General features: G+C 60.2%; 19 protein-coding genes and 1 pseudogene. All 20 read left to right on the forward strand.

The annotated features are described in order from the left end of the window. Positions 1-221: 221 nt before the first annotated feature. The 20 genes and pseudogenes from FHT84_RS26020 (at position 222) to mce (ending at position 19877) form a co-directional block, all read left to right on the forward strand. A complete protein-coding gene (locus tag FHT84_RS26020) occupies positions 222-587 on the forward strand; it encodes an NADH-quinone oxidoreductase subunit A (protein ID WP_112344271.1) in 366 nt (121 codons plus the stop codon). Beyond that, the gene (locus FHT84_RS26025) at positions 578-1159 is read left to right on the forward strand and encodes an NADH-quinone oxidoreductase subunit B (RefSeq protein ID WP_015339504.1); all 582 of its coding nucleotides are present in this window, start codon (positions 578-580) and stop codon (positions 1157-1159) included. Before FHT84_RS26020 ends, FHT84_RS26025 begins: the two co-directional genes overlap by 10 nt. Positions 1160-1176: 17 nt before the next feature. After that, positions 1177-1779: an NADH-quinone oxidoreductase subunit C gene (locus tag FHT84_RS26030; RefSeq protein WP_113250600.1), complete on the forward strand. Its 603-nt coding sequence runs from the start codon at positions 1177-1179 to the stop codon at positions 1777-1779. A 90-nt stretch (positions 1780-1869) separates the two neighbouring features. After that, a pseudogene (locus FHT84_RS26035) lies at positions 1870-2206 on the forward strand (four helix bundle protein). A 60-nt stretch (positions 2207-2266) separates the two neighbouring features. Next, a complete protein-coding gene (locus FHT84_RS26040) occupies positions 2267-3457 on the forward strand; it encodes an NADH-quinone oxidoreductase subunit D (RefSeq protein WP_113250599.1) in 1191 nt (396 codons plus the stop codon). Further along, positions 3457-3774 (forward strand): hypothetical protein, encoded by a 318-nt coding sequence (locus FHT84_RS26045; protein WP_113250598.1) that lies wholly within the window; start codon positions 3457-3459, stop codon positions 3772-3774. The genes FHT84_RS26040 and FHT84_RS26045 overlap by 1 nt, the downstream gene beginning before the upstream one ends. A 15-nt stretch (positions 3775-3789) precedes the next feature. Further along, positions 3790-4926 carry an NADH-quinone oxidoreductase subunit E gene (locus FHT84_RS26050; protein WP_113250597.1) on the forward strand — a complete coding sequence of 379 codons (1137 nt, stop codon included), beginning with the start codon at positions 3790-3792 and terminating at the stop codon, positions 4924-4926. A gap of 10 nt (positions 4927-4936) precedes the next feature. Continuing rightward, positions 4937-6241, forward strand: a complete 1305-nt coding sequence (nuoF, locus tag FHT84_RS26055) for an NADH-quinone oxidoreductase subunit NuoF (protein ID WP_113250596.1) — start codon at positions 4937-4939, stop codon at positions 6239-6241. A 9-nt stretch (positions 6242-6250) separates the two neighbouring features. Then, entirely contained in the window at positions 6251-7006 is a 756-nt protein-coding gene (locus tag FHT84_RS26060; RefSeq protein ID WP_113250756.1) for a 5' DNA nuclease, read from the forward strand. Between the two features lie 242 nt (positions 7007-7248). Further along, the gene (gene nuoG, locus FHT84_RS26065) at positions 7249-9330 is read left to right on the forward strand and encodes an NADH-quinone oxidoreductase subunit NuoG (protein ID WP_113250595.1); all 2082 of its coding nucleotides are present in this window, start codon (positions 7249-7251) and stop codon (positions 9328-9330) included. Positions 9331-9342: 12 nt separating this feature from the next. Continuing rightward, the gene (nuoH, locus tag FHT84_RS26070) at positions 9343-10386 is read left to right on the forward strand and encodes an NADH-quinone oxidoreductase subunit NuoH (protein WP_113250594.1); all 1044 of its coding nucleotides are present in this window, start codon (positions 9343-9345) and stop codon (positions 10384-10386) included. Positions 10387-10425: 39 nt separating this feature from the next. Further along, complete coding sequence (gene nuoI / locus FHT84_RS26075; protein WP_004122484.1) at positions 10426-10917, forward strand: NADH-quinone oxidoreductase subunit NuoI; 492 nt, start codon at positions 10426-10428, stop codon at positions 10915-10917. A gap of 151 nt (positions 10918-11068) precedes the next feature. Beyond that, the gene (locus tag FHT84_RS26080) at positions 11069-11683 is read left to right on the forward strand and encodes an NADH-quinone oxidoreductase subunit J (RefSeq protein ID WP_112344211.1); all 615 of its coding nucleotides are present in this window, start codon (positions 11069-11071) and stop codon (positions 11681-11683) included. 31 nt (positions 11684-11714) lie between these two features. Beyond that, a complete protein-coding gene (gene nuoK, locus FHT84_RS26085) occupies positions 11715-12023 on the forward strand; it encodes an NADH-quinone oxidoreductase subunit NuoK (protein ID WP_007689961.1) in 309 nt (102 codons plus the stop codon). Positions 12024-12030: 7 nt separating this feature from the next. Continuing rightward, positions 12031-14025 (forward strand): NADH-quinone oxidoreductase subunit L, encoded by a 1995-nt coding sequence (gene nuoL / locus FHT84_RS26090; RefSeq protein ID WP_112344212.1) that lies wholly within the window; start codon positions 12031-12033, stop codon positions 14023-14025. After that, entirely contained in the window at positions 14025-15536 is a 1512-nt protein-coding gene (locus FHT84_RS26095; protein ID WP_112344213.1) for an NADH-quinone oxidoreductase subunit M, read from the forward strand. Before nuoL ends, FHT84_RS26095 begins: the two co-directional genes overlap by 1 nt. Before the next feature lie 18 nt (positions 15537-15554). Further along, the gene (gene nuoN, locus FHT84_RS26100) at positions 15555-16997 is read left to right on the forward strand and encodes an NADH-quinone oxidoreductase subunit NuoN (RefSeq protein ID WP_113250593.1); all 1443 of its coding nucleotides are present in this window, start codon (positions 15555-15557) and stop codon (positions 16995-16997) included. Then, positions 16997-17761, forward strand: coding sequence for a biotin--[acetyl-CoA-carboxylase] ligase (locus FHT84_RS26105; RefSeq protein WP_113250592.1), 765 nt, complete (start codon positions 16997-16999; stop codon positions 17759-17761). Before nuoN ends, FHT84_RS26105 begins: the two co-directional genes overlap by 1 nt. A 14-nt stretch (positions 17762-17775) precedes the next feature. Beyond that, entirely contained in the window at positions 17776-19449 is a 1674-nt protein-coding gene (locus FHT84_RS26110; protein WP_183764939.1) for a ribonuclease J, read from the forward strand. 23 nt (positions 19450-19472) lie between these two features. Continuing rightward, positions 19473-19877: a methylmalonyl-CoA epimerase gene (mce, locus tag FHT84_RS26115; RefSeq protein WP_183764941.1), complete on the forward strand. Its 405-nt coding sequence runs from the start codon at positions 19473-19475 to the stop codon at positions 19875-19877. Positions 19878-20002 lie beyond the last annotated feature (125 nt).

A 20002-nucleotide genomic window follows, 5' to 3' on the forward strand; every position in this document is an offset into this window, starting at 1 on the left:
GCGATTGCGAAAGAGCCTTTTCGCGTTTGCGCCAATTTGTCGCGTTGTCGTCGCAACATATTGATATCAACCGCTCGACAGGACCTCGAACGACAGATTCAAAAGGCTTGCGCGCGCGCTCCGCCTGCGCTAACCACGGCTCTGTTGCAACGCTCTTTCGCTTGCTGGGCATTTGCTCAGATGCGCCGCCCCGGCGCTGACCGCAAGCAGGGATGGACATGATGACTGGACTGCTCAGTTCCTATATTCCGATAGCGATTTTCATTGGTATTGCCCTGGTGATTGGCCTGGCGCTGTTGATTACGCCGTTTGCCGTCGCCTTCAAGGCGCCTGACTCGGAAAAGCTGTCGGCCTATGAATGCGGCTTCAATGCATTCGATGACGCCCGCATGAAGTTCGATATCCGCTTCTACCTGGTATCGATTCTCTTCATCATCTTCGATCTGGAAGTCGCCTTCCTCTTCCCGTGGGCCGTCTCCTTCGGCGCGATCGGCTGGTTCGGCTTCTGGTCGATGATGGTGTTCCTGCTGGTGCTGACCATCGGCTTTATCTATGAATGGAAGAAGGGAGCCCTGGAATGGGAGTAGCCCCAAGCAACACGACGCTCGTAGCGCCGCAGCCGAAGGGGATCATCGATCCCGCGACCGGTAGGCCAGTCGGCAGCAACGATCCGTTCTTCGGCGAGATCAACAACGAACTCGCCGACAAGGGCTTTCTGGTCACCTCCACCGACGAGCTGATCAACTGGGCCCGCACCGGCTCCCTGATGTGGATGACGTTTGGTCTCGCCTGCTGCGCTGTCGAAATGATGCAGGTTTCCATGCCGCGTTACGACGTCGAGCGCTTCGGTTTTGCGCCGCGTGCCTCGCCGCGCCAGTCCGACGTCATGATCGTCGCCGGCACGCTCACCAACAAGATGGCGCCCGCACTCCGCAAGGTTTACGACCAGATGCCCGAGCCGCGCTACGTCATCTCGATGGGCTCCTGCGCCAACGGTGGCGGCTATTATCACTATTCCTATTCCGTCGTGCGCGGCTGCGACCGTGTGGTGCCGATCGATATTTACATTCCGGGCTGTCCTCCCACGGCAGAGGCGCTGCTTTACGGCGTGCTTCTGCTGCAGAAGAAAATCCGGCGCACCGGCACGATCGAACGGTAAGGCAGGGGACAGGTATCATGAGTGAAGCCCTGAACGAACTCGCGGCTTATCTGACGGAAGTTCGCGGCGCCCTGATCTCATCGAGCGAGATCAAGTACGGCGAGTTGAATGTGACGACGACGGCCGAAAACGTTATCGCCCTGCTGACCTTCCTGCGTGACGACGCCAAATGCGGTTTCGTCAACATCACGGATATCTGTGGCGTGGACTGGCCGCAGCGCGCCGAGCGCTTCGATGTCGTCTACCATCTTCTTTCGCCGAAGAAGAACCTGCGCATCCGCGTCAAGGTTCCTGTCGGCGAGGATCAGCCTATACCCTCTGCTTGTGGCCTTTTTCCCGGCGCCGATTGGTTCGAGCGCGAAACCTGGGACATGTACGGCGTTCTTTTCACCGGACACCCGGATCTGCGCCGTATCCTGACCGATTATGGTTTCGAAGGTCACCCGCTGCGCAAGGACTTCCCGACGACCGGTTTCGTCGAAGTCCGCTACGATGATGCCGCCAAGCGCGTCGTCTATGAGCCAGTGGAACTGAAGCAGGAATTCCGCAATTTCGACTTTTTATCTCCTTGGGAAGGCACGGATTACGTGCTGCCAGGCGACGAAAAGGCGAAGCAGTAAGCTGAGGCAATAGGCAGTAGCCAATAGGCAATAGGAGAATGGCAAACGGCGATTAATTCCTATCAGGACCTTACGGTGTGGCAGCGCGCCATGGATCTTGCTGTAGAATGTTATGCTCTGACTAAGGAATTTCCGAAGGAAGAGATTTACGGCCTGGTCTCGCAAAATACGGCGTGCATCCGTATCGATCGCGGCAAATATCGCGGAAGGTTATGGGCGCGAAGCGACAGGAGCTTATGTCCATCATCTGAAGATTGCACAAGGTTCGCTGAAGGAGTTGGAGACGCATCTGATAATTTCGACGCGAGTAGGCGTCGTCACCCTGGAGCAAGTTGGGTCGGCGATATCGATGAGTGACGAAATCGGAAGGATGCTGCGTTCCCTTATCCGCCGGCTGCAGGACGAACGACATGGATATGAGAGCTAACGGTTACACTATTGCCTATTGCCTAGTGGCTAATGCCTGCAATAAGCGGAGCGCATTGCAATGACAGAACATAACGTTCGCAACTTCAACATCAATTTCGGTCCGCAGCATCCGGCTGCGCACGGCGTTTTGCGTCTTGTCCTCGAATTGGACGGCGAAATTGTGGAACGCGTCGATCCGCATATCGGCCTGCTGCATCGCGGCACTGAAAAGCTGATCGAATCGAAGACCTATCTTCAGGCCGTTCCTTATTTCGACCGCCTCGACTACGTGGCGCCGATGAATCAGGAACACGCCTATGCGCTCGCCGTTGAAAAGCTGCTCGGCATCGATATCCCGATCCGTGGCCAGCTGATCCGCGTGCTCTATTCGGAAATCGGCCGCATCCTGTCGCATCTTCTCAATGTCACGACGCAGGCCATGGACGTCGGCGCGCTGACGCCGCCGCTGTGGGGCTTCGAAGAGCGCGAAAAGCTGATGGTGTTCTATGAGCGCGCCTCCGGCTCTCGCATGCACGCAGCCTACATTCGTCCGGGTGGTGTTCACCAGGATCTCCCCGAAAAGCTCGTGCAGGATATCGGCGACTGGTGCGATCCCTTCCTGAAGGCGCTCGACGATATCGACGACCTTCTGACCGGCAACCGTATCTTCAAGCAGCGTAACGTCGATATCGGCGTGGTCTCGCTGGAAGACTGTTGGGCCTGGGGCTTCTCCGGCGTGATGGTCCGCGGCTCGGGCGCCGCATGGGACCTGCGCAAGGCGCAGCCCTATGAATGCTATTCCGATCTCGAATTCGACATTCCGATCGGCAAGAACGGCGATTGCTACGACCGTTACCTCATCCGCATGATCGAAATGCGCGAAGCCGTCCGCATCATGAAGCAGTGCGTCAATCGTCTGCTGGGCGATGCCAGGGTCGGACCGGTCTCCTCGCTCGACGGCAAGGTCGTGCCGCCGAAACGCGGCGAGATGAAGCGTTCGATGGAAGCGTTGATCCACCACTTCAAGCTCTACACCGAAGGCTATCACGTGCCGGCGGGCGAGGTTTACGCGGCTGTCGAAGCGCCGAAGGGCGAGTTCGGCGTCTATCTCGTCTCCGACGGCTCCAACAAGCCCTATCGCTGCAAGATCCGTGCGCCGGGCTATGCGCATCTGCAGGCCATGGACTTCATGTGCCGCGGCCATCAGCTCGCCGACGTCGCCGCGGTGCTTGGTTCGCTCGACATCGTGTTCGGTGAGGTGGATCGCTGATGCGAGCCTGGCAGGTTGCTATCCCTGTGGTCTTGTTTGCCTGCGGCGTTTCGGCCCAGCAGACGGGCAACACACAGGCCCTGCCGAACATCAATATGCAGGGTTCGACCGCAATCGGCGGGAAGTCTGCAAAAGGTGGAAGTGAGGTACAGGCGAGCGCGGATTCCACGATCGCCGATCTCCTTTCCCGTGGTTATCAAATCAAGGCCGCTGTGCCGAACGGTGGCAAGTTTGTTGTGTTTATGCAGAAAGACCAGTCGGCCTATGCCTGCGAATTCTCGTCCCTGACGAATACGCGGTGTGGGTCCCTAAACTGAGATAAGGCGTGAAAGATGTCCGTTCGTCGACTTGCCGAAGATCAATTCCAGCCTGCCGCCTTCGCCTTCAATGCGGAGAATACGGTCTGGGCTGAAAAGACGATCAAGAAATATCCCGATGGTCGCCAGCAGTCCGCGATCATTCCGCTGATGATGCGCGCGCAGGAGCAGGAAGGCTGGGTCACCAAGGCGGCTATCGAAACGATCGCCGACATGCTGGACATGGCCTATATCCGCGCGCTTGAGGTCGCAACCTTCTACACCCAGTTCCAGCTGCACCCGGTTGGCACGCGCGCCCACGTCCAGGTTTGCGGCACGACGCCTTGCATGCTGCGCGGTGCCGAAGGGCTGATCAAGGTCTGCAAGAGCCGGATCAACGACCATGCCTTCGAGCGCAATGCCGATGGCACGCTTTCTTGGGAAGAGGTCGAATGTCAGGGCGCCTGCGTCAACGCGCCGATGGTGGTGATCGGCAAGGATACCTATGAGGATCTGACGCCGGCACGCCTCGAAGAAATCATCGACGCGTTCGCCGCAGGCAAGGGCAGTGAAGTTCCGACCGGCCCGCAGATCGATCGCGTTTTCTCCGCTCCCGAAGGTGGTCTGACGAGTTTGCTGTCGGATGAGGCGAAGGCAAAGGGCGCAGCAGGCAAGGCCAAGACGACCGCCGAGGCTGTTTCGGTTCCGCCGTCCGAAGCTGCCCATGCCAAGAGCACGGACGCGGAAACCAACACGAGCCTGAAGACGCCGGCAACGGCACCGAAGGAAGCAGCCAAGAATGCCAAGGCCGCTGAAACGCAGCCGCTTTCGGGAACCGCGGCGTCCGCAGCTGTATCGGAAAAGGCGGGCAGCGCCCAGAAGCCTTCGCTCGATGACAAGGATCGTCCGGCTGGTATCGAAAAGCCCGCACAGCCGGATAATCTGCAGCTCATTTCAGGTGTCGGTCCGAAGATCGAAGGGACCTTGCATGAAATCGGTATTTTCACCTTCGCACAGGTTGCGAGCTGGAATGAGGCCGAGCGCCGCTGGGTCGATGGCTATCTGAATTTCAGGGGCCGGATCGAACGTGACGATTGGGTCAGGCAGGCTGAGGCACTCGCTAAGGGTGGCGAAGCGGAATATATCAAGGTCTTCGGCAAGAAGCCGCGGTAAGAGGTGAAGCATGTTACAGGATCAGGATCGCATCTTTACCAATATCTACGGCCTCAAGGATAAGTCTCTGAAGGGCGCGATGTCGCGCGGCCATTGGGACGGCACGAAGCAAATCCTCGAAAAGGGTCGTGACTGGATCATCAACGAGATGAAGGCTTCCGGCCTTCGTGGCCGCGGCGGCGCAGGCTTCCCGACCGGTCTCAAGTGGTCCTTCATGCCGAAGGAAAGCGACGGTCGTCCGCATTATCTGGTCGTCAACGCCGACGAGTCCGAACCGGGCACGTGCAAGGACCGCGATATCATGCGCCACGATCCGCATACGCTGATCGAAGGCTGCGTCATCGCCGGTTTCGCCATGGGTGCGAATACCGCTTACATCTACGTTCGCGGCGAGTACATGCGCGAGCGCGAAGCTCTGCAGACAGCGATCGACGAGTGCTATGATGCCGGATTGCTGGGCAAAAACAACAAGCTCGGCTGGGATTTTGATGTTTTCGTTCATCATGGCGCAGGCGCTTACATCTGCGGCGAGGAAACCGCGCTGCTCGAAAGCCTGGAAGGCAAGAAAGGCCAGCCACGCCTGAAGCCGCCATTCCCGGCCAATATGGGTCTCTACGGCTGCCCGACCACCGTCAACAACGTCGAATCCATCGCCGTTGCCCCGACGATCCTGCGTCGCGGCGCCGGCTGGTTCTCCTCTTTCGGCCGTCCGAACAATGTCGGCACGAAGCTGTTCATGCTCTCCGGCCACATCAACCGTCCCTGCACGGTTGAGGAGACGATGGGCATCACGTTCCGCGAGCTGGTCGAAAAGCATGGCGGCGGTATTCGCGGCGGCTGGGACAATCTGCTGGCCGTCATCCCCGGCGGCGCATCGTGCCCGGTCGTTCCGGCCGCCGATATCATCGACTGCCCGATGGATTTCGACGGCCTGCGCGAGGTCAAGTCGTCCTTCGGCACGGCTGCGGCGATCGTCATGGACAAGTCGACCGACATCATCAAGGCGATTGCCCGTATCTCGGCTTTCTTCAAGCATGAGAGCTGCGGCCAGTGCACGCCGTGCCGCGAGGGCACGGGCTGGATGTGGCGCGTTCTTGAGCGTATGGCACGCGGCAACGCCCAGAAGCGCGAGATCGACATGCTGTTCCAGGTGACGAAGCAGATCGAAGGCCATACTATCTGTGCGCTCGGTGACGCCGCCGCATGGCCGGTGCAGGGTCTGATCCGCAATTTCCGTCCGGAGATCGAAAAGCGCATCGACCAGTACACCGCCAATGCGACGAGCCACGGCGCGGTGCTGGAAGCAGCCGAATAAGGACCGATGATGGCGAAGATCAAGGATATCAGGCAGGGAAGCGGAGCGACCGATCACGTATCGGTCGATTTCGGCCGCATCGCCGCCGATATGCTGCGGGATTCGCCAGCCATGCCGATCCATCCGCTGATGGCGCATCCGGCAGCGGCGTTCGCTGCTGCGGCAGCCATTGGTTTCGGCGTTACATCACAGATCGCCGGCGCGTTCTTTGGTGCGTTTCAAGGTGCGGTCGAGGCGGCAAGCAAGCGTGCCGCCGAGCCGGGCGAAGAGAAGGATGTCCTTGCCGCTGCGGAGCCGACGGCAAGGAAAGAAGGGGCAGGGGAGGTGAAGCCGGTCAAGGCATCGCCTGCCGCCAAGCCGGTCGTTTCGAAGCCGGCGGCTGTCAAGCCGAAGCCGGCAGTCGCAAAGAGGGCCGAAGCAAAGCCGGTTGCCGCTGCTGAGATCGTGACGGCGCCCGCCAAGAGCAAGGCCCCTGCCGAGAGGAAGGCCAAGGCTGAGGTGGTGGCGCCGATAGCCGCAAAGCCGGCGCCCGTTCGCAGCCGCAAGGCCGCGGTAAAGGCTGACGACCTCAAGCGTATTTCGGGTGTCGGCCCGAAGCTCGAGCAGGTGCTGAACGGACGTGGTATCAGGCGTTTCGCCGATATCGCCGCCTGGAGCGATGCCGATATCGAGCGGATCGACACGGAACTCGGCTTCGATGGTCGCATCCGGCGCGATGACTGGGTCGGCCAGGCGAAGGCGCTGCTGCCGAAAGGGCGGAGTTGAGTTTTCCTCGGCTGCATCCGGTGGCCGGGGAGGGTGAATGAACGCGATTGGGATGATTGCGGGGATGCCCGCGATGTTGCGATCGCAAAGCTGGTCTTGCGGGGACAAGGCTTGGCAAAGCTTATTGTGAGCAAACCGGTGCTATCAGGCGTTTGAGCCGCCCCGATGGCAATCCGGTCTGCGATCATGAAATTGTCTGCGGCCAGATCGGGCTGGAGACGTGACATAGGACTGAGTGGACGATGGCTAAACTGAAGATTGACGGTAAAGAGATCGAAGTTCCGGATCACTACACGCTTATCCAGGCGTGCGAGGAAGCCGGCGCCGAAGTCCCGCGCTTCTGCTTCCATGAACGACTGTCGGTGGCCGGCAATTGCCGCATGTGCCTCGTCGAGGTGAAGGGCGGCCCACCGAAGCCACAGGCATCCTGCGCCATGGGCGTTCGCGATATCCGCGGCGGCCCGAACGGCGAGCTTCCGGAAGTCTTCACCAACACGCCGATGGTCAAGAAGGCCCGTGAAGGCGTGATGGAATTCCTGCTGATCAACCACCCGCTGGATTGCCCGATCTGCGACCAGGGCGGCGAATGCGATCTGCAGGACCAGGCCATGGCCTTCGGTATCGACAGCTCGCGCTATCAGGAAGACAAGCGTGCCGTCGAAGACAAATATATCGGCCCGCTCGTCAAGACCGTGATGAACCGCTGCATCCACTGCACGCGCTGCGTCCGCTTCACGACGGAAGTTGCCGGCATTTCCGAACTCGGTCTCATCGGCCGCGGTGAAGATGCTGAAATCACCACCTATCTCGAGCAGGCAATGACCTCCGAGCTGCAGGGCAACGTCGTTGACCTTTGCCCGGTTGGCGCGCTGACCTCGAAGCCCTTCGCCTTCACGGCTCGTCCGTGGGAGCTGAACAAGACCGAATCGATCGACGTCATGGACGCCCTCGGCTCGGCGATCCGCGTCGATACCCGCGGCCGCGAAGTCATGCGCGTTCTGCCGAGGGTCAACGAGCAGATCAACGAAGAGTGGATCTCCGACAAGACCCGTTTTATCTGGGACGGCCTGAAGACGCAGCGCCTCGACAAGCCCTATGTCCGCAAGGACGGCCGCCTGCAGCCGGCGACCTGGAGCGACGCTTTCGCCGCCATCAAGTCGGCCGTTTCCGCCACCAGCGGCGGCAAGATCGGCGCGATCGCCGGCGATCTCGCCTCGGTCGAGGAAATGTATGCCCTCGGCGAGCTGCTGAAGTCGCTGGGATCGGAAAATCTCGACTGTCGCCAGGACGGGACGGCGCTTGATCCGTCGCTTGGCCGTGCAAGCTACATCTTCAACCCGAGCATCCAGGGTATTGAAGCCGCCGACGCGCTGTTGATCATTGGCGCCAATCCGCGCTTCGAGGCTGCCGTGCTGAATTCGCGCATCCGCAAGCGCTGGCGCCGCGGCAAGTTCCCGATCGGCGTGATCGGTGAAGCCGCCGACCTTCGCTACTCCTATGATTATCTCGGCGCTGGGCCGGACACGCTGGCCGATCTCGTCAGCGGCTCGCACAGCTTCGCCGATGTGCTGAAGAATGCGCAGAAGCCGATGATCATCATCGGCCAGGGTGCTCTCACCCGCGAAGACGGTGCCGAGGTTCTGGCAAATGCCGCCAAGCTCGCTACCGCCGTCGGCGTCGTCAAGGAAGACTGGAACGGTTTTGCCGTGCTGCACACGGCAGCTGCGCGCGTCGGCGGCCTCGATCTCGGCTTCGTGCCGGGCACAAAGGGCGTCAACGCCGCTGCCATGCTATCGTCGATGGATGTCCTCTTCCTGCTGGGCGCAGATGAACTTGACTTCAGCCGCAAGGGCGCGAAGTTCACGGTCTATATCGGCTCGCATGGCGATAACGGCGCTCAGAACGCCGATGTCATCCTTCCTGCGGCCGCCTATACCGAAAAGTCGGGCACCTGGGTCAACACCGAAGGCCGTGTCCAGATGGGCAACCGCGCCGGTTTCGCACCAGGCGACGCCCGCGAGGACTGGGCGATCATCCGTGCTCTTTCCGACGTGCTCGGCAAGAAGCTTCCCTTTGATTCGCTGAGAGAATTGCGGGCCAAGCTCTACGCAGCCTTCCCCCATTTCGCCGGGATCGACGAGATTGCCGAAGGCGATAGCGCCCAAATTGCCGCACTTGCGAAAAAAGCCGGCGCGATGGGCAAATCGGCATTTGCTTCGCCGATCAAAGACTTCTATTTGACGAACCCGATAACGCGCGCATCGGCTGTCATGGCCGAGTGCTCGGCATTGGCCCGCAACAATTTCCGCGTTGCGGCAGAGTAAGGGCAGAGGACTATGGATTCATTCGTTTCGACCTATCTCTGGCCGGCGCTGATCATGATCGGCCAGTCTCTGCTGCTTCTGGTCTGCCTGCTGATCTTCATCGCCTACATTCTGCTTGCCGACCGCAAGATCTGGGCAGCCGTCCAGCTGCGCCGCGGCCCGAACGTCGTCGGCCCGTTCGGTCTGTTCCAGTCCTTCGCTGACTTGCTGAAGTTCATGTTCAAGGAGCCGATCATTCCGGCCGGCGCCAACAAGACCGTGTTCCTGCTGGCTCCGCTGGTTTCCGTGGTGCTGGCACTGTCGACCTGGGCCGTCGTGCCTGTCGCGCAGAATTGGGTCGTCGCCGATATCAACGTCGGCATCCTCTACATTCTGGCGATCTCGTCGCTTGAAGTTTACGGCATCATCATGGGCGGCTGGGCTTCGAATTCGAAGTATCCGTTCCTCGGCGCGCTGCGCTCGGCGGCACAGATGGTGTCCTACGAAGTCTCGATCGGCCTCGTCATCGTCACCGTCCTGCTCTGCGTCGGTTCGCTGAACCTGACGGATATCGTGCTGTCACAGCAGACCGGCCTCGGCACCAAGCTCGGCCTGCCGGCCTCGTTCCTCGACTGGCACTGGCTGTCGCTGTTCCCGATGTTCATCGTGTTCTTCATTTCGGCTCTGGCTGAAACGAACCGTCCGCCTTTCGACCTTCCGGAAGCGGAATCGGAGCTGGTTGCCGGCTTCATGGTTGAATACGGCTCTTCGCCCTACATGATGTTCATGCTCGGCGAATATGCCGCCGTCGTCCTGATGTGCTCGCTGACGACGATCCTCTTCCTCGGCGGCTGGCTCCCTCCGATCGATATCTGGATCCTGAATTGGGTTCCGGGCATCATCTGGTTCCTGCTGAAGTCGTGCCTGGTTTTCTTCATGTTCGCGATGGTCAAGGCCTTCGTGCCGCGCTACCGCTACGACCAGCTCATGCGCCTTGGCTGGAAGGTTTTCCTGCCGCTGTCGCTCGCCATGGTCGTTATCGTTGCATTCGTGCTGAAGCTGACGGGATGGGCATGATGATGTCTTTCCCCGCTTCTGGCAGTTTTGGAGGTTAAGATGGCCGGTTTGTCCAATGCCGTCAGCTCGCTGTTCCTCAAGGAATTCGTCGGCGCGTTCTTTTTGTCGATGCGTTATTTCTTCAAGCAGAAGGCGACGATCAATTACCCCTTCGAGAAGGGGCCGGTCAGCCCGCGCTTCCGCGGCGAACATGCGCTGCGCCGTTATCCCAACGGTGAAGAGCGCTGCATCGCCTGCAAGCTCTGCGAAGCCATCTGTCCTGCCCAGGCCATCACCATCGAAGCCGGGCCGCGCCGCAACGACGGCACCCGCCGCACGGTGCGTTACGACATCGACATGGTGAAGTGCATCTATTGCGGCTTCTGCCAAGAGGCGTGCCCGGTCGACGCTATCGTCGAAGGGCCTAACTTCGAATTTGCCACCGAGACCCGCGAAGAGCTCTACTTCGACAAGGCGCGGCTACTCGACAATGGCGACCGCTGGGAACGCGAAATCGCGCGCAACATCGCGATGGATTCGCCGTACCGCTGAGCGGAGTTTTGAATATGCCGTGACAGGCGGCCACGATTGTCGCCGTTGCGGTTGAATCTAGACCGGGGCTTTGCCGGACCTATTGTCCGGCCGAGCTCCATCGGGCAGGGAAACTCCCGGCTGCCCGGGGGAAGACGAAAAAGGCACCAACATGGGTCTGCAGGCTCTTTTTTTCTATATCTTCGCCTTTGTCGCTGTGGCGTCGGCGTTCATGGTCATCTCGGCGCGGAATCCGGTCCATTCGGTCCTGTTCCTCATCCTGGTATTCTTCAACGCGGCTGGCCTCTTCCTGTTGATGGGGGCTGAATTCCTGGCGATGATCCTGCTGGTCGTTTATGTCGGTGCCGTGGCGGTTCTCTTCCTCTTCGTCGTCATGATGCTCGATATCGACTTCACCGAGCTGAGAGCCGGCATTCTGGAATATGCCCCGATCGGCGCGCTGATCGGCATTATCCTCGCCGCCGAACTGATTGTCGTCATCGGCGGCAGTGTGATTTCGCCCACTATTGCCAAATCCGTCGCCATGCCGATCCCGGCGCCGGCGACCCGGACGAACACCGCCGCCCTCGGCGACGTGCTCTATACCAATTACGTCTATTTCTTCGAGATCGCTGGCCTCGTTCTGCTGGTCGCGATGATCGGCGCAATCGTGCTGACGCTGAAGCATCGCACGCACATCAAGCGCCAGAACATTTCCCAACAGGTCGCCCGCACGCCCGCGACTGCCGTCGAGGTGGTCAAGGTCAAGCCGGGGCAGGGCGTCTGAGGCGGGGCACGAGGATCAAAGGAACAAGAACATGGTCATCGGACTTTCCCATTACCTCACGGTCAGCGCCATCCTCTTCGTGCTCGGCGTTTTCGGTATCTTTCTCAACCGAAAGAACGTCATCATCATCCTGATGTCCGTCGAGCTCATATTGCTCGCCGTCAACATCAACATGGTCGCCTTCTCGTCGTTCCTCAACGACATCGTCGGCCAGGTTTTCGCTCTGTTCATTTTGACTGTCGCCGCCGCCGAGGCTGCCATCGGTCTTGCAATTCTCGTCGTCTTCTACCGTAACCGCGGCTCCATCGCCGTCGAAGACGTCAACGTGATGAAGGGCTGATAAAGCTATGTTCTTATATAAGGCTATCGTCTTTCTTCCCCTGATTGGCGCTGTTATCGCCGGCCTTTTCGGCCGTGCGATCGGCGCCAAGGCTTCGGAATATGTTACCACCGGCCTGATGATCATCGCGGCCGTCCTCTCGTGGATCGTCTTCTTCACGGTGGCGCTCGGCCATACGGATGGCCCGATCAAGGTTGAAGTGCTGCGCTGGATCCAGTCCGGCGGCATCGACGTTTCCTGGGCGCTGCGCGTCGACACGCTGACCTCGGTGATGCTGATCGTCGTGAATTCGGTCTCGACCCTGGTTCACGTCTATTCGATTGGATACATGCATCATGATCCGCATCGTCCGCGCTTCTTCGCCTATCTCTCGCTCTTCACCTTCGCCATGCTGATGCTGGTGACCTCCGACAACCTCGCCCAGATGTTCTTCGGCTGGGAAGGCGTCGGTCTCGCCTCCTACCTGCTGATCGGGTTCTGGTTCAAGAAGCCGTCGGCCTCCGCAGCGGCGATCAAGGCCTTCATCGTCAACCGCGTCGGCGACTTCGGTTTCGTACTCGGCATTGCCGGCGTCTTCGTTCTCTTCGGCTCGATCAATTTCGATGTCATCTTCGGCAACGCACAGAGCTTTGCCGCAGGGCAGGGCGGTCAGCCGGGCGATATCGTGCTCAATTTCCTCGGCATGCATCTCGATCGCGGCCATGCTCTGACGGCCGTCTGCCTGCTGCTCTTCATGGGCGCGATGGGTAAATCGGCGCAGTTCCTGCTGCACACCTGGCTGCCGGACGCCATGGAAGGCCCGACGCCGGTTTCGGCGCTCATCCATGCCGCAACCATGGTCACCGCCGGCGTCTTCCTCGTCGCCCGCATGTCGCCGATCTTCGAACTGTCGCAGGATGCGCTGACCGTCGTTACCATCATCGGCGCGATCACGGCCTTCTTCGCCGCAACCGTCGGCCTCGTGCAGAACGACATCAAGCGCGTCATCGCCTACTCGACCTGTTCGCAGCTCGGCTACATGTTCGTCGCCCTCGGCGTCGGCGCTTATGGTGCTGCGATCTTCCATCTGTTCACCCACGCCTTCTTCAAGGCGCTGCTCTTCCTCTGTGCCGGCTCGGTCATCCACGCCGTCGACGGCGAGCAGGACATGCGTCATATGGGCGGACTGCGCCCGCATATCCAGAAGACCTTCTGGATGATGATCATCGGCACCTTGGCAATCACCGGCGTCGGCATCCCGCTGACCCACATCGGCTTTGCCGGCTTCATTTCGAAGGACGCGATCATCCTGGCGGCTTTCGCCTCGCACAATGCAGCCGCCGGCTTCGCCTTCACGCTGCTCGTCATCGCCGCGATGTTCACCAGCTTCTATTCGTGGCGCCTGATCTTCATGACCTTCTTCGGCAAGCCCCGCGCGTCGCACGAGGTCATGCACCATGTACATGAATCGCCGAACGTCATGTTGATCCCGCTCTACCTGCTGGCGATCGGCGCTGTTGCCGCCGGCATGTATTTCAATGCCGATTTCGTCGGTCACGCCTACGAGGAATTCTGGAAGCATGCGCTGTTCACGCTCCCGGACAACAAGATCCTCGAAGAGATGGAACATGCGCCTCTGTGGGTTGAGCTCAGCCCGTTCATCGCCATGCTGCTCGGCCTCGTCACCGCCTGGTATTTCTATATCCAGTCGCCGGAAACGCCGCGCCGTCTCGCCCAGCAGCAGCGCGTGCTCTACGAGTTCCTCTTGAACAAGTGGTACTTCGACGAGATCTATGACTTCCTCTTCGTCCGCTCCGCCAAGGCGCTTGGCCGCTTCCTTTGGAAGAAGGGCGACATCGGGGTCATCGACACCATCGGCCCGAACGGCATTGCCGCCCGCGTCGTCGATGTCACCAACCGCGTCGTGCGCCTGCAGACCGGCTACCTCTATCACTATGCCTTCGCGATGCTGCTCGGCATTGCCGCCCTCGTTACCTGGATGATGCTCGGGAGTTCCCTCTGATGACCGATTGGCCTATTCTTTCAACGGTCACGTTTCTGCCGCTGGTCGGCGTCCTTCTCCTGCTGTTCACGCAGGAGAACGGGGCCAACGGCCGCCGGAATGTCCTGAACATCTCGCTGGCGACGACCATCGTCACCTTCATCGTGTCGCTGTTCGTCTGGATCTGGTTCGACAATGCCAATCCGGGCTTCCAGCTGATCGAAAAGCATGAGTGGCTGACCGGCGGCATCAGCTATCATATGGGCGTCGACGGCATCTCCATGCTGTTCGTCATCCTGTCGACCTTCCTGATGCCCTTCTGCGTACTCGCGAGCTGGCTGTCGGTCGAAAAGCGGCTGAAGGATTACATGATCGCCTTCCTCGTCCTCGAGACGATGATGGTCGGCGTGTTCGTGTCGCTCGATATCGTGCTGTTCTACGTCTTCTTCGAAGCCGGCCTCATCCCGATGTTCCTGATCATCGGTGTCTGGGGCGGCAAGGATCGTGTCTATGCCAGCTACAAGTTCTTCCTCTACACGCTGCTCGGCTCCGTGCTGATGCTGCTCGCCATCATGGCGATGTATTGGCAGGCCGGTACGACCGATATCCCGACGCTGCTTGCTTACAAGTTCCCGCCGCAGCTGCAGACCTGGCTATGGCTCGCCTTCTTCGCCTCCTTCGCGGTAAAGATGCCGATGTGGCCGGTCCACACCTGGCTCCCTGACGCGCACGTGCAGGCGCCGACGGCAGGCTCGGTCATCCTGGCAGGCGTTCTCCTGAAGCTTGGCGGCTATGGTCTCATCCGCTTCTCGCTCGGCATGTTCCCGAACGCTTCGGAATATTTCGCGCCGCTCGTCTTCGCGCTCTCGGTCATCGCCATCATCTACACCTCGCTGGTCGCGATGATGCAGGACGACATCAAGAAGCTGATCGCCTATTCGTCGGTCGCCCACATGGGTTACGTGACCATGGGTATCTTCGCGGCCAACCAGCAGGGCGTTCAGGGTGCGATCTTCCAGATGCTGTCGCACGGCATCGTCTCGGGCGCGCTCTTCCTCTGCGTCGGCGTGATCTATGATCGCACCCACACCCGCGAGATCGTGGCCTATGGCGGCCTGGTCAACAACATGCCGAAATATGCCGTCGCCATGATGGTCTTCACCATGGCCAATGTCGGTCTGCCTGGCACGTCCGGCTTTATCGGCGAATTCCTGACCCTGATCGGCGTCTTCCGCGCCAACACCTGGGTTGCGCTCTTTGCCGCGACCGGCGTGATCCTGTCGGCGGCTTACGCGCTCTGGCTCTACCGCCGCGTCATTTTCGGTGCGCTGGAGAAGGAAAACCTGAAGAAGCTTCTGGATCTGTCACCGCGTGAACAGCTGATCCTCTATCCGCTGATCGCGCTCACGATCCTCTTCGGCGTCTATCCGGCTCCGATCTTCGATGCCACGGCCGCTTCGGTGGATCTGCTGGTGAACAATTATACCGCTGCCCTGCACGCTGCGCAGAATGTTGCGCTGTCGATGAATTGATGACGGGACTTATTCGACATGACTGCTGACACAATTCTTGCAAGCCTGCATCTTTCCATTCCGGAGCTCATCCTCGCGGTCGGTGCGCTTGTGCTGCTCATGATCGGCGTCTTCTCGGGCGAGCGGTCGGGACCCACGGTCACCGGTCTTGCCATCGCGCTTCTCGCGGTGGCCGGTCTCTGGATCATCTTCGTGCCGGGCGAGGGGCTTGCCTATGGCGGCGCCTATCTCGCCGATGGCTTCTCCCGCTTCATGAAGATCGTCGCGCTGGTCGGCTCGATCGTCGCCATGTTCCTCAGCATGGGGCAGGCGCGCGAGCAGCAGCTCGATCGCTTCGAGTTCCCGGTTCTGCTTGTGCTCGCGACCCTCGGCATCCTGCTGATGATCTCGGCGCACGACCTGATCTCGCTCTACCTGTCGCTGGAACTGCAGTCGCTGGCCCTCTACGTCGTCGCCGCCATCAACCGCGACAGTGTCAAGTCGACCGAAGCCGGCCTGAAGTACTTCGTTCTCGGTGCGCTGTCGTCGGGCATGCTGCTTTACGGCATGTCGCTGGTTTACGGCTTCACCGGTCACACGACCTTCGATGCGATCGCGACTGCACTCAGCGCCGAGACCCATTCGCTCGGCCTCGTCTTCGGTCTGGTCTTCGTGCTTGCCGGCCTCGCCTTCAAGATCTCCGCCGTGCCGTTCCACATGTGGACGCCCGACGTTTATGAAGGTGCGCCGACGCCGGTTACCGCTTTCTTCGCGGCCGCGCCGAAGGTTGCCGCCATGGCGATCCTGACCCGCATCGTCGTCACCGCTTTCCATCCGGTGCTTGCCGACTGGCAGCAGATCATCGTGTTCATCTCGATCGCCTCGATGCTGCTCGGCTCCTTCGCCGCGATCGGTCAGCGTAATTTCAAGCGACTGATGGCCTATTCGTCGATCGGTCACATGGGCTATGCGCTCGTCGGCCTCGCCGCCGGCACCAAGACCGGCGTCTCCGGCGTCATGCTCTACATGGTCATCTACATGGTCATGACGCTCGGCTCCTTTGCCATCATCATGGCGATGCGCCGCAAGGATGGCCGCCAGGTTGAAAACATCGACGATCTCGCCGGCCTTTCTACGACCAATCCCTTCATGGCGGTCGTGTTGACGGCGCTGATGTTCTCGCTGGCCGGCATTCCGCCGCTCGCAGGCTTCTTCGGAAAGTACTTCGTCTTCGTCGCGGCTATCCAGGCGCATCTCTATGCGCTCGCCATCATCGGCGTTCTGGCCTCGGTCGTCGGCGCTTACTACTATCTGCGCGTCATCAAGGTAATGTGGTTCGATGAAGCCAAGGACGAATTCACACGCACGGCCGGTTCGCTGCGCCTCGTCTTCGGTCTTTCCGGCCTGTTCGTCATCACCTATGTCTTCTTCGGTGGCGCAATCGGCGGTGCTGCCGATCTCGCTGCCGCGACGCTGTTTTGATGGCGTCTGACATGAATAGCCGGAAGTCGCTCGCCGACTTCCGGCACGATGCCCTTCAAGAGACGTCGTCCACGAATAGCGTGTGCCTCGAGCGTGCACGTGCCGGCGATCCCGGGAACCTTTGGGTGACCGCCGAGCGCCAGACGGGTGGACGCGGTCGCCGCGGTCGCCCTTGGGTGTCGGAAGCCGGCAATCTCTACGCCTCTCTTCTTCTGATCGATCCCGCTCCGATGGACCGCCTCGGTTCCCTGCCGCTTGCAGTCGCGGTTGCTGTACATCAGGCTGTTCGTAGCGTGCTGCCGCTGGCCGCAGAACCTGCAGAGATCAAGTGGCCCAATGACATATTGATCGGCCGCAAGAAAACCTGCGGTATCCTGATCGAAGGCGAGGCCTTGCCCGACGGCCGCTATGCGCTCGTCATCGGCATCGGCATTAATATTGCCGTCATGCCTGACAATCCGATGTATCCCGTCACCTGCCTCAGGCAGCAGGGCTCGATGGTGTCGCCGGATGAGCTGTTTGCTCATCTTTATGGTGCCATGTCCGAAGCGCTTGATGTTTGGAATCGCGGCAAGGGCGTTCGCGAGATCACAGCGCGCTGGCGCGAAGTCGCATGCGGCATAGGGGAAAACATCACGGTGAACTTACCGGATCGCTCGATTTCGGGCCATTTCTCCGGAATCGATGATAATGGCTTGTTGCTGCTCGAGACCGAGGACGGCAGGATCATGCCGATCGCCGCGGGCGACGTTTTTTTTAGATGATGGTTGGGGATCAGATGGCGAAGCAAGACGAACTGGTGTTTCTGCCCCTCGGCGGCGTCGGCGAGATCGGGATGAATCTCGCCCTCTACGGCTATGGTCCGGCGGAGCAGCGTCAATGGATCATGGTCGATTGCGGCGTGACGTTCCCGGGGCCGGATCTGCCTGGTGTCGATCTCGTCCTGCCGGATATCCGTTTCCTCGCCAAGGAACGCAAGAACCTCAAGGGCATCATCATCACCCACGCGCACGAGGATCATTACGGCGCACTGAACGATCTTTGGCCGGGCCTGAATGTTCCGATCTATGCCTCTGCCTTTACCGCCGGTCTTCTTGAGGCCAAGCGCGATTATGAGAAGTCGATGGGCGAGATCCCGGTGACGCTGTTCAGGGCCGGCGATCGCATCAATGTTGGCCCCTTCGAGATCGAAGGCGTGGCCGTCAACCACTCGATCCCCGAGCCGATGTCGCTGATGATCCGCACACCGCTCGGCAATGTCGTGCATACCGGAGACTGGAAGATCGATCACGAGCCGTCGCTCGGGCCGCTGACCGACGAGACCCGCTTCCGCCAACTCGGCGATGAGGGCGTGCTGGCGCTGATGTGCGATTCCACCAATGCCTTGCGCGATGGTGTTTCGCCTTCGGAGAAGGACGTCTCGGAAAGCCTCCGCAAGATCATCGAGGATGCAGAGGGCAGGGTAGCGATCACCACCTTCTCGTCGAATGTCGGCCGCATCCGCACCATTGCCGAGGCTGCCGAAGCCGCCGGCCGCGAAGTGCTGCTGCTCGGCAGCTCGCTGAAGCGCGTCGTCGACGTCGCCCGCGATATCGGCATCATGGAAGGCATCAAGCCCTTCATCGCCGAAGACGAATATGGCTATATCCCGCGCGACAAGGTCGTGGTGATCCTGACCGGCAGCCAGGGCGAATCCCGAGCCGCGCTGGCGAAACTTTCGCGTGACGAAATGCGCAACGTCGCATTGGCATCAGGCGATATCGTCGTCTTTTCCTCGCGCGCCATTCCCGGAAATGAGAAGGCGATTCAGGACATCAAGAACGGCCTGATCGAACAGGGCGTGCATGTGGTGACGGATGCCGAGGCGTTGGTGCACGTCTCCGGCCATCCCCGGCGCAACGAATTGCAGAAGATGTATGAGTGGACGCGTCCGAAGGTCCTCATCCCCGTACATGGCGAGGCGACCCATCTGACCGCGCATAAGGAATTGGCCGAACAGAGCGGCATTGCCACCGTACCGCGGGTGCGCAACGGCGATGTCGTGCGTCTTGCGCCCGGTCCGGTCGAGGTGATCGGCGAAGCGCCGCATGGGCGCATCTTCAAAGATGGCATATTGATCGGCGATTTTGACGAGATGGGCATCGGCGAGCGCAAGAAGCTCTCCTATGTCGGCCACGTCGCCGTCAACGTCGTTCTCGATGCGCGCTATGATATCGTCGGCGATCCCGATGTCGTGCCGATCGGCCTGCCGGCCTATGATGATGAAGGCGAGGAGATGGAGGATACGCTCTTCGACGCCATCGTTAGTGCTATCGAGAGCATTCCGCGCGCGCGTCGGAAGGATCTGGACATGCTGCAGGAGGCCACTCGCCGAGCAGTGCGCGCCGCCGCCAACCAAGGCTGGGGCAAGAAGCCGGTCGTGACCGTATTCATCACGCGCACCGGCGGCTGAGGTCTGATCGGGAGGAGAGGGTCATGTTGGGACGCATCAATCACATCGCGATCGCCGTTCCCGATATCGCCGTGGCTTCCCGAGCCTATCGCGAGACGCTCGGCGCAACTGTATCCGCGCCGCAATCCTTGCCGGAGCACGGCGTAACCGTCGTTTTCGTCGAGCTGCCGAACAGCAAGGTCGAACTGCTCGAACCGCTGGGCGAAGCTTCGCCCATCGCTTCCTTCCTCGCCAGGAACCCGGATGGCGGCATGCACCATATCTGTTACGAAGTCGCGGATATCCTTGCGGCACGCGATCAGCTGGTTTCCAGGGGTGCACGCGTGCTTGGCGATGGCGAGCCGAAGATCGGCGCGCATGGCAAGCCTGTACTCTTCCTGCATCCGAAGGATTTCTTCGGCACGCTCATCGAGCTTGAGCAGGTGTGACATCGGAGCCGGATGATTTTGGGCGGAACTGGCCTAAAATCTGAATCTGCTTTGAGTGCGCTGATCGGCACTTTGAAAGACGGCCGCTTTGTCCCTATAAGCAGTTTGGAAGAGGAGGAGACGGG

The sequence above is a fragment of the Rhizobium sp. BK289 genome (assembly GCF_014193575.1).
GTDB lineage: Bacteria > Pseudomonadota > Alphaproteobacteria > Rhizobiales > Rhizobiaceae > Rhizobium > Rhizobium tropici_C.

Bases quoted from the DNA above. Each gene is read 5' to 3' on its own strand.
- FHT84_RS26020 (WP_112344271.1), top strand. From the start codon at position 222: ATGACTGGACTGCTCAGTTCCTATATTCCGATAGCGATTTTCATTGGT.
- FHT84_RS26060 (WP_113250756.1), top strand. From the start codon at position 6,251: ATGGCGAAGATCAAGGATATCAGGCAGGGAAGCGGAGCGACCGATCAC.
- nuoI (WP_004122484.1), top strand. From the start codon at position 10,426: ATGGCCGGTTTGTCCAATGCCGTCAGCTCGCTGTTCCTCAAGGAATTC.
- FHT84_RS26030 (WP_113250600.1), top strand. From the start codon at position 1,177: ATGAGTGAAGCCCTGAACGAACTCGCGGCTTATCTGACGGAAGTTCGC.
- FHT84_RS26025 (WP_015339504.1), top strand. From the start codon at position 578: ATGGGAGTAGCCCCAAGCAACACGACGCTCGTAGCGCCGCAGCCGAAG.
- nuoG (WP_113250595.1), top strand. From the start codon at position 7,249: ATGGCTAAACTGAAGATTGACGGTAAAGAGATCGAAGTTCCGGATCAC.
- FHT84_RS26105 (WP_113250592.1), top strand. From the start codon at position 16,997: ATGGCGTCTGACATGAATAGCCGGAAGTCGCTCGCCGACTTCCGGCAC.
- nuoF (WP_113250596.1), top strand. From the start codon at position 4,937: ATGTTACAGGATCAGGATCGCATCTTTACCAATATCTACGGCCTCAAG.
- nuoH (WP_113250594.1), top strand. From the start codon at position 9,343: ATGGATTCATTCGTTTCGACCTATCTCTGGCCGGCGCTGATCATGATC.
- nuoK (WP_007689961.1), top strand. From the start codon at position 11,715: ATGGTCATCGGACTTTCCCATTACCTCACGGTCAGCGCCATCCTCTTC.
- nuoL (WP_112344212.1), top strand. From the start codon at position 12,031: ATGTTCTTATATAAGGCTATCGTCTTTCTTCCCCTGATTGGCGCTGTT.
- nuoN (WP_113250593.1), top strand. From the start codon at position 15,555: ATGACTGCTGACACAATTCTTGCAAGCCTGCATCTTTCCATTCCGGAG.
- FHT84_RS26110 (WP_183764939.1), top strand. From the start codon at position 17,776: ATGGCGAAGCAAGACGAACTGGTGTTTCTGCCCCTCGGCGGCGTCGGC.
- FHT84_RS26095 (WP_112344213.1), top strand. From the start codon at position 14,025: ATGACCGATTGGCCTATTCTTTCAACGGTCACGTTTCTGCCGCTGGTC.
- FHT84_RS26080 (WP_112344211.1), top strand. From the start codon at position 11,069: ATGGGTCTGCAGGCTCTTTTTTTCTATATCTTCGCCTTTGTCGCTGTG.
- mce (WP_183764941.1), top strand. From the start codon at position 19,473: ATGTTGGGACGCATCAATCACATCGCGATCGCCGTTCCCGATATCGCC.
- FHT84_RS26045 (WP_113250598.1), top strand. From the start codon at position 3,457: ATGCGAGCCTGGCAGGTTGCTATCCCTGTGGTCTTGTTTGCCTGCGGC.
- FHT84_RS26050 (WP_113250597.1), top strand. From the start codon at position 3,790: ATGTCCGTTCGTCGACTTGCCGAAGATCAATTCCAGCCTGCCGCCTTC.
- FHT84_RS26040 (WP_113250599.1), top strand. From the start codon at position 2,267: ATGACAGAACATAACGTTCGCAACTTCAACATCAATTTCGGTCCGCAG.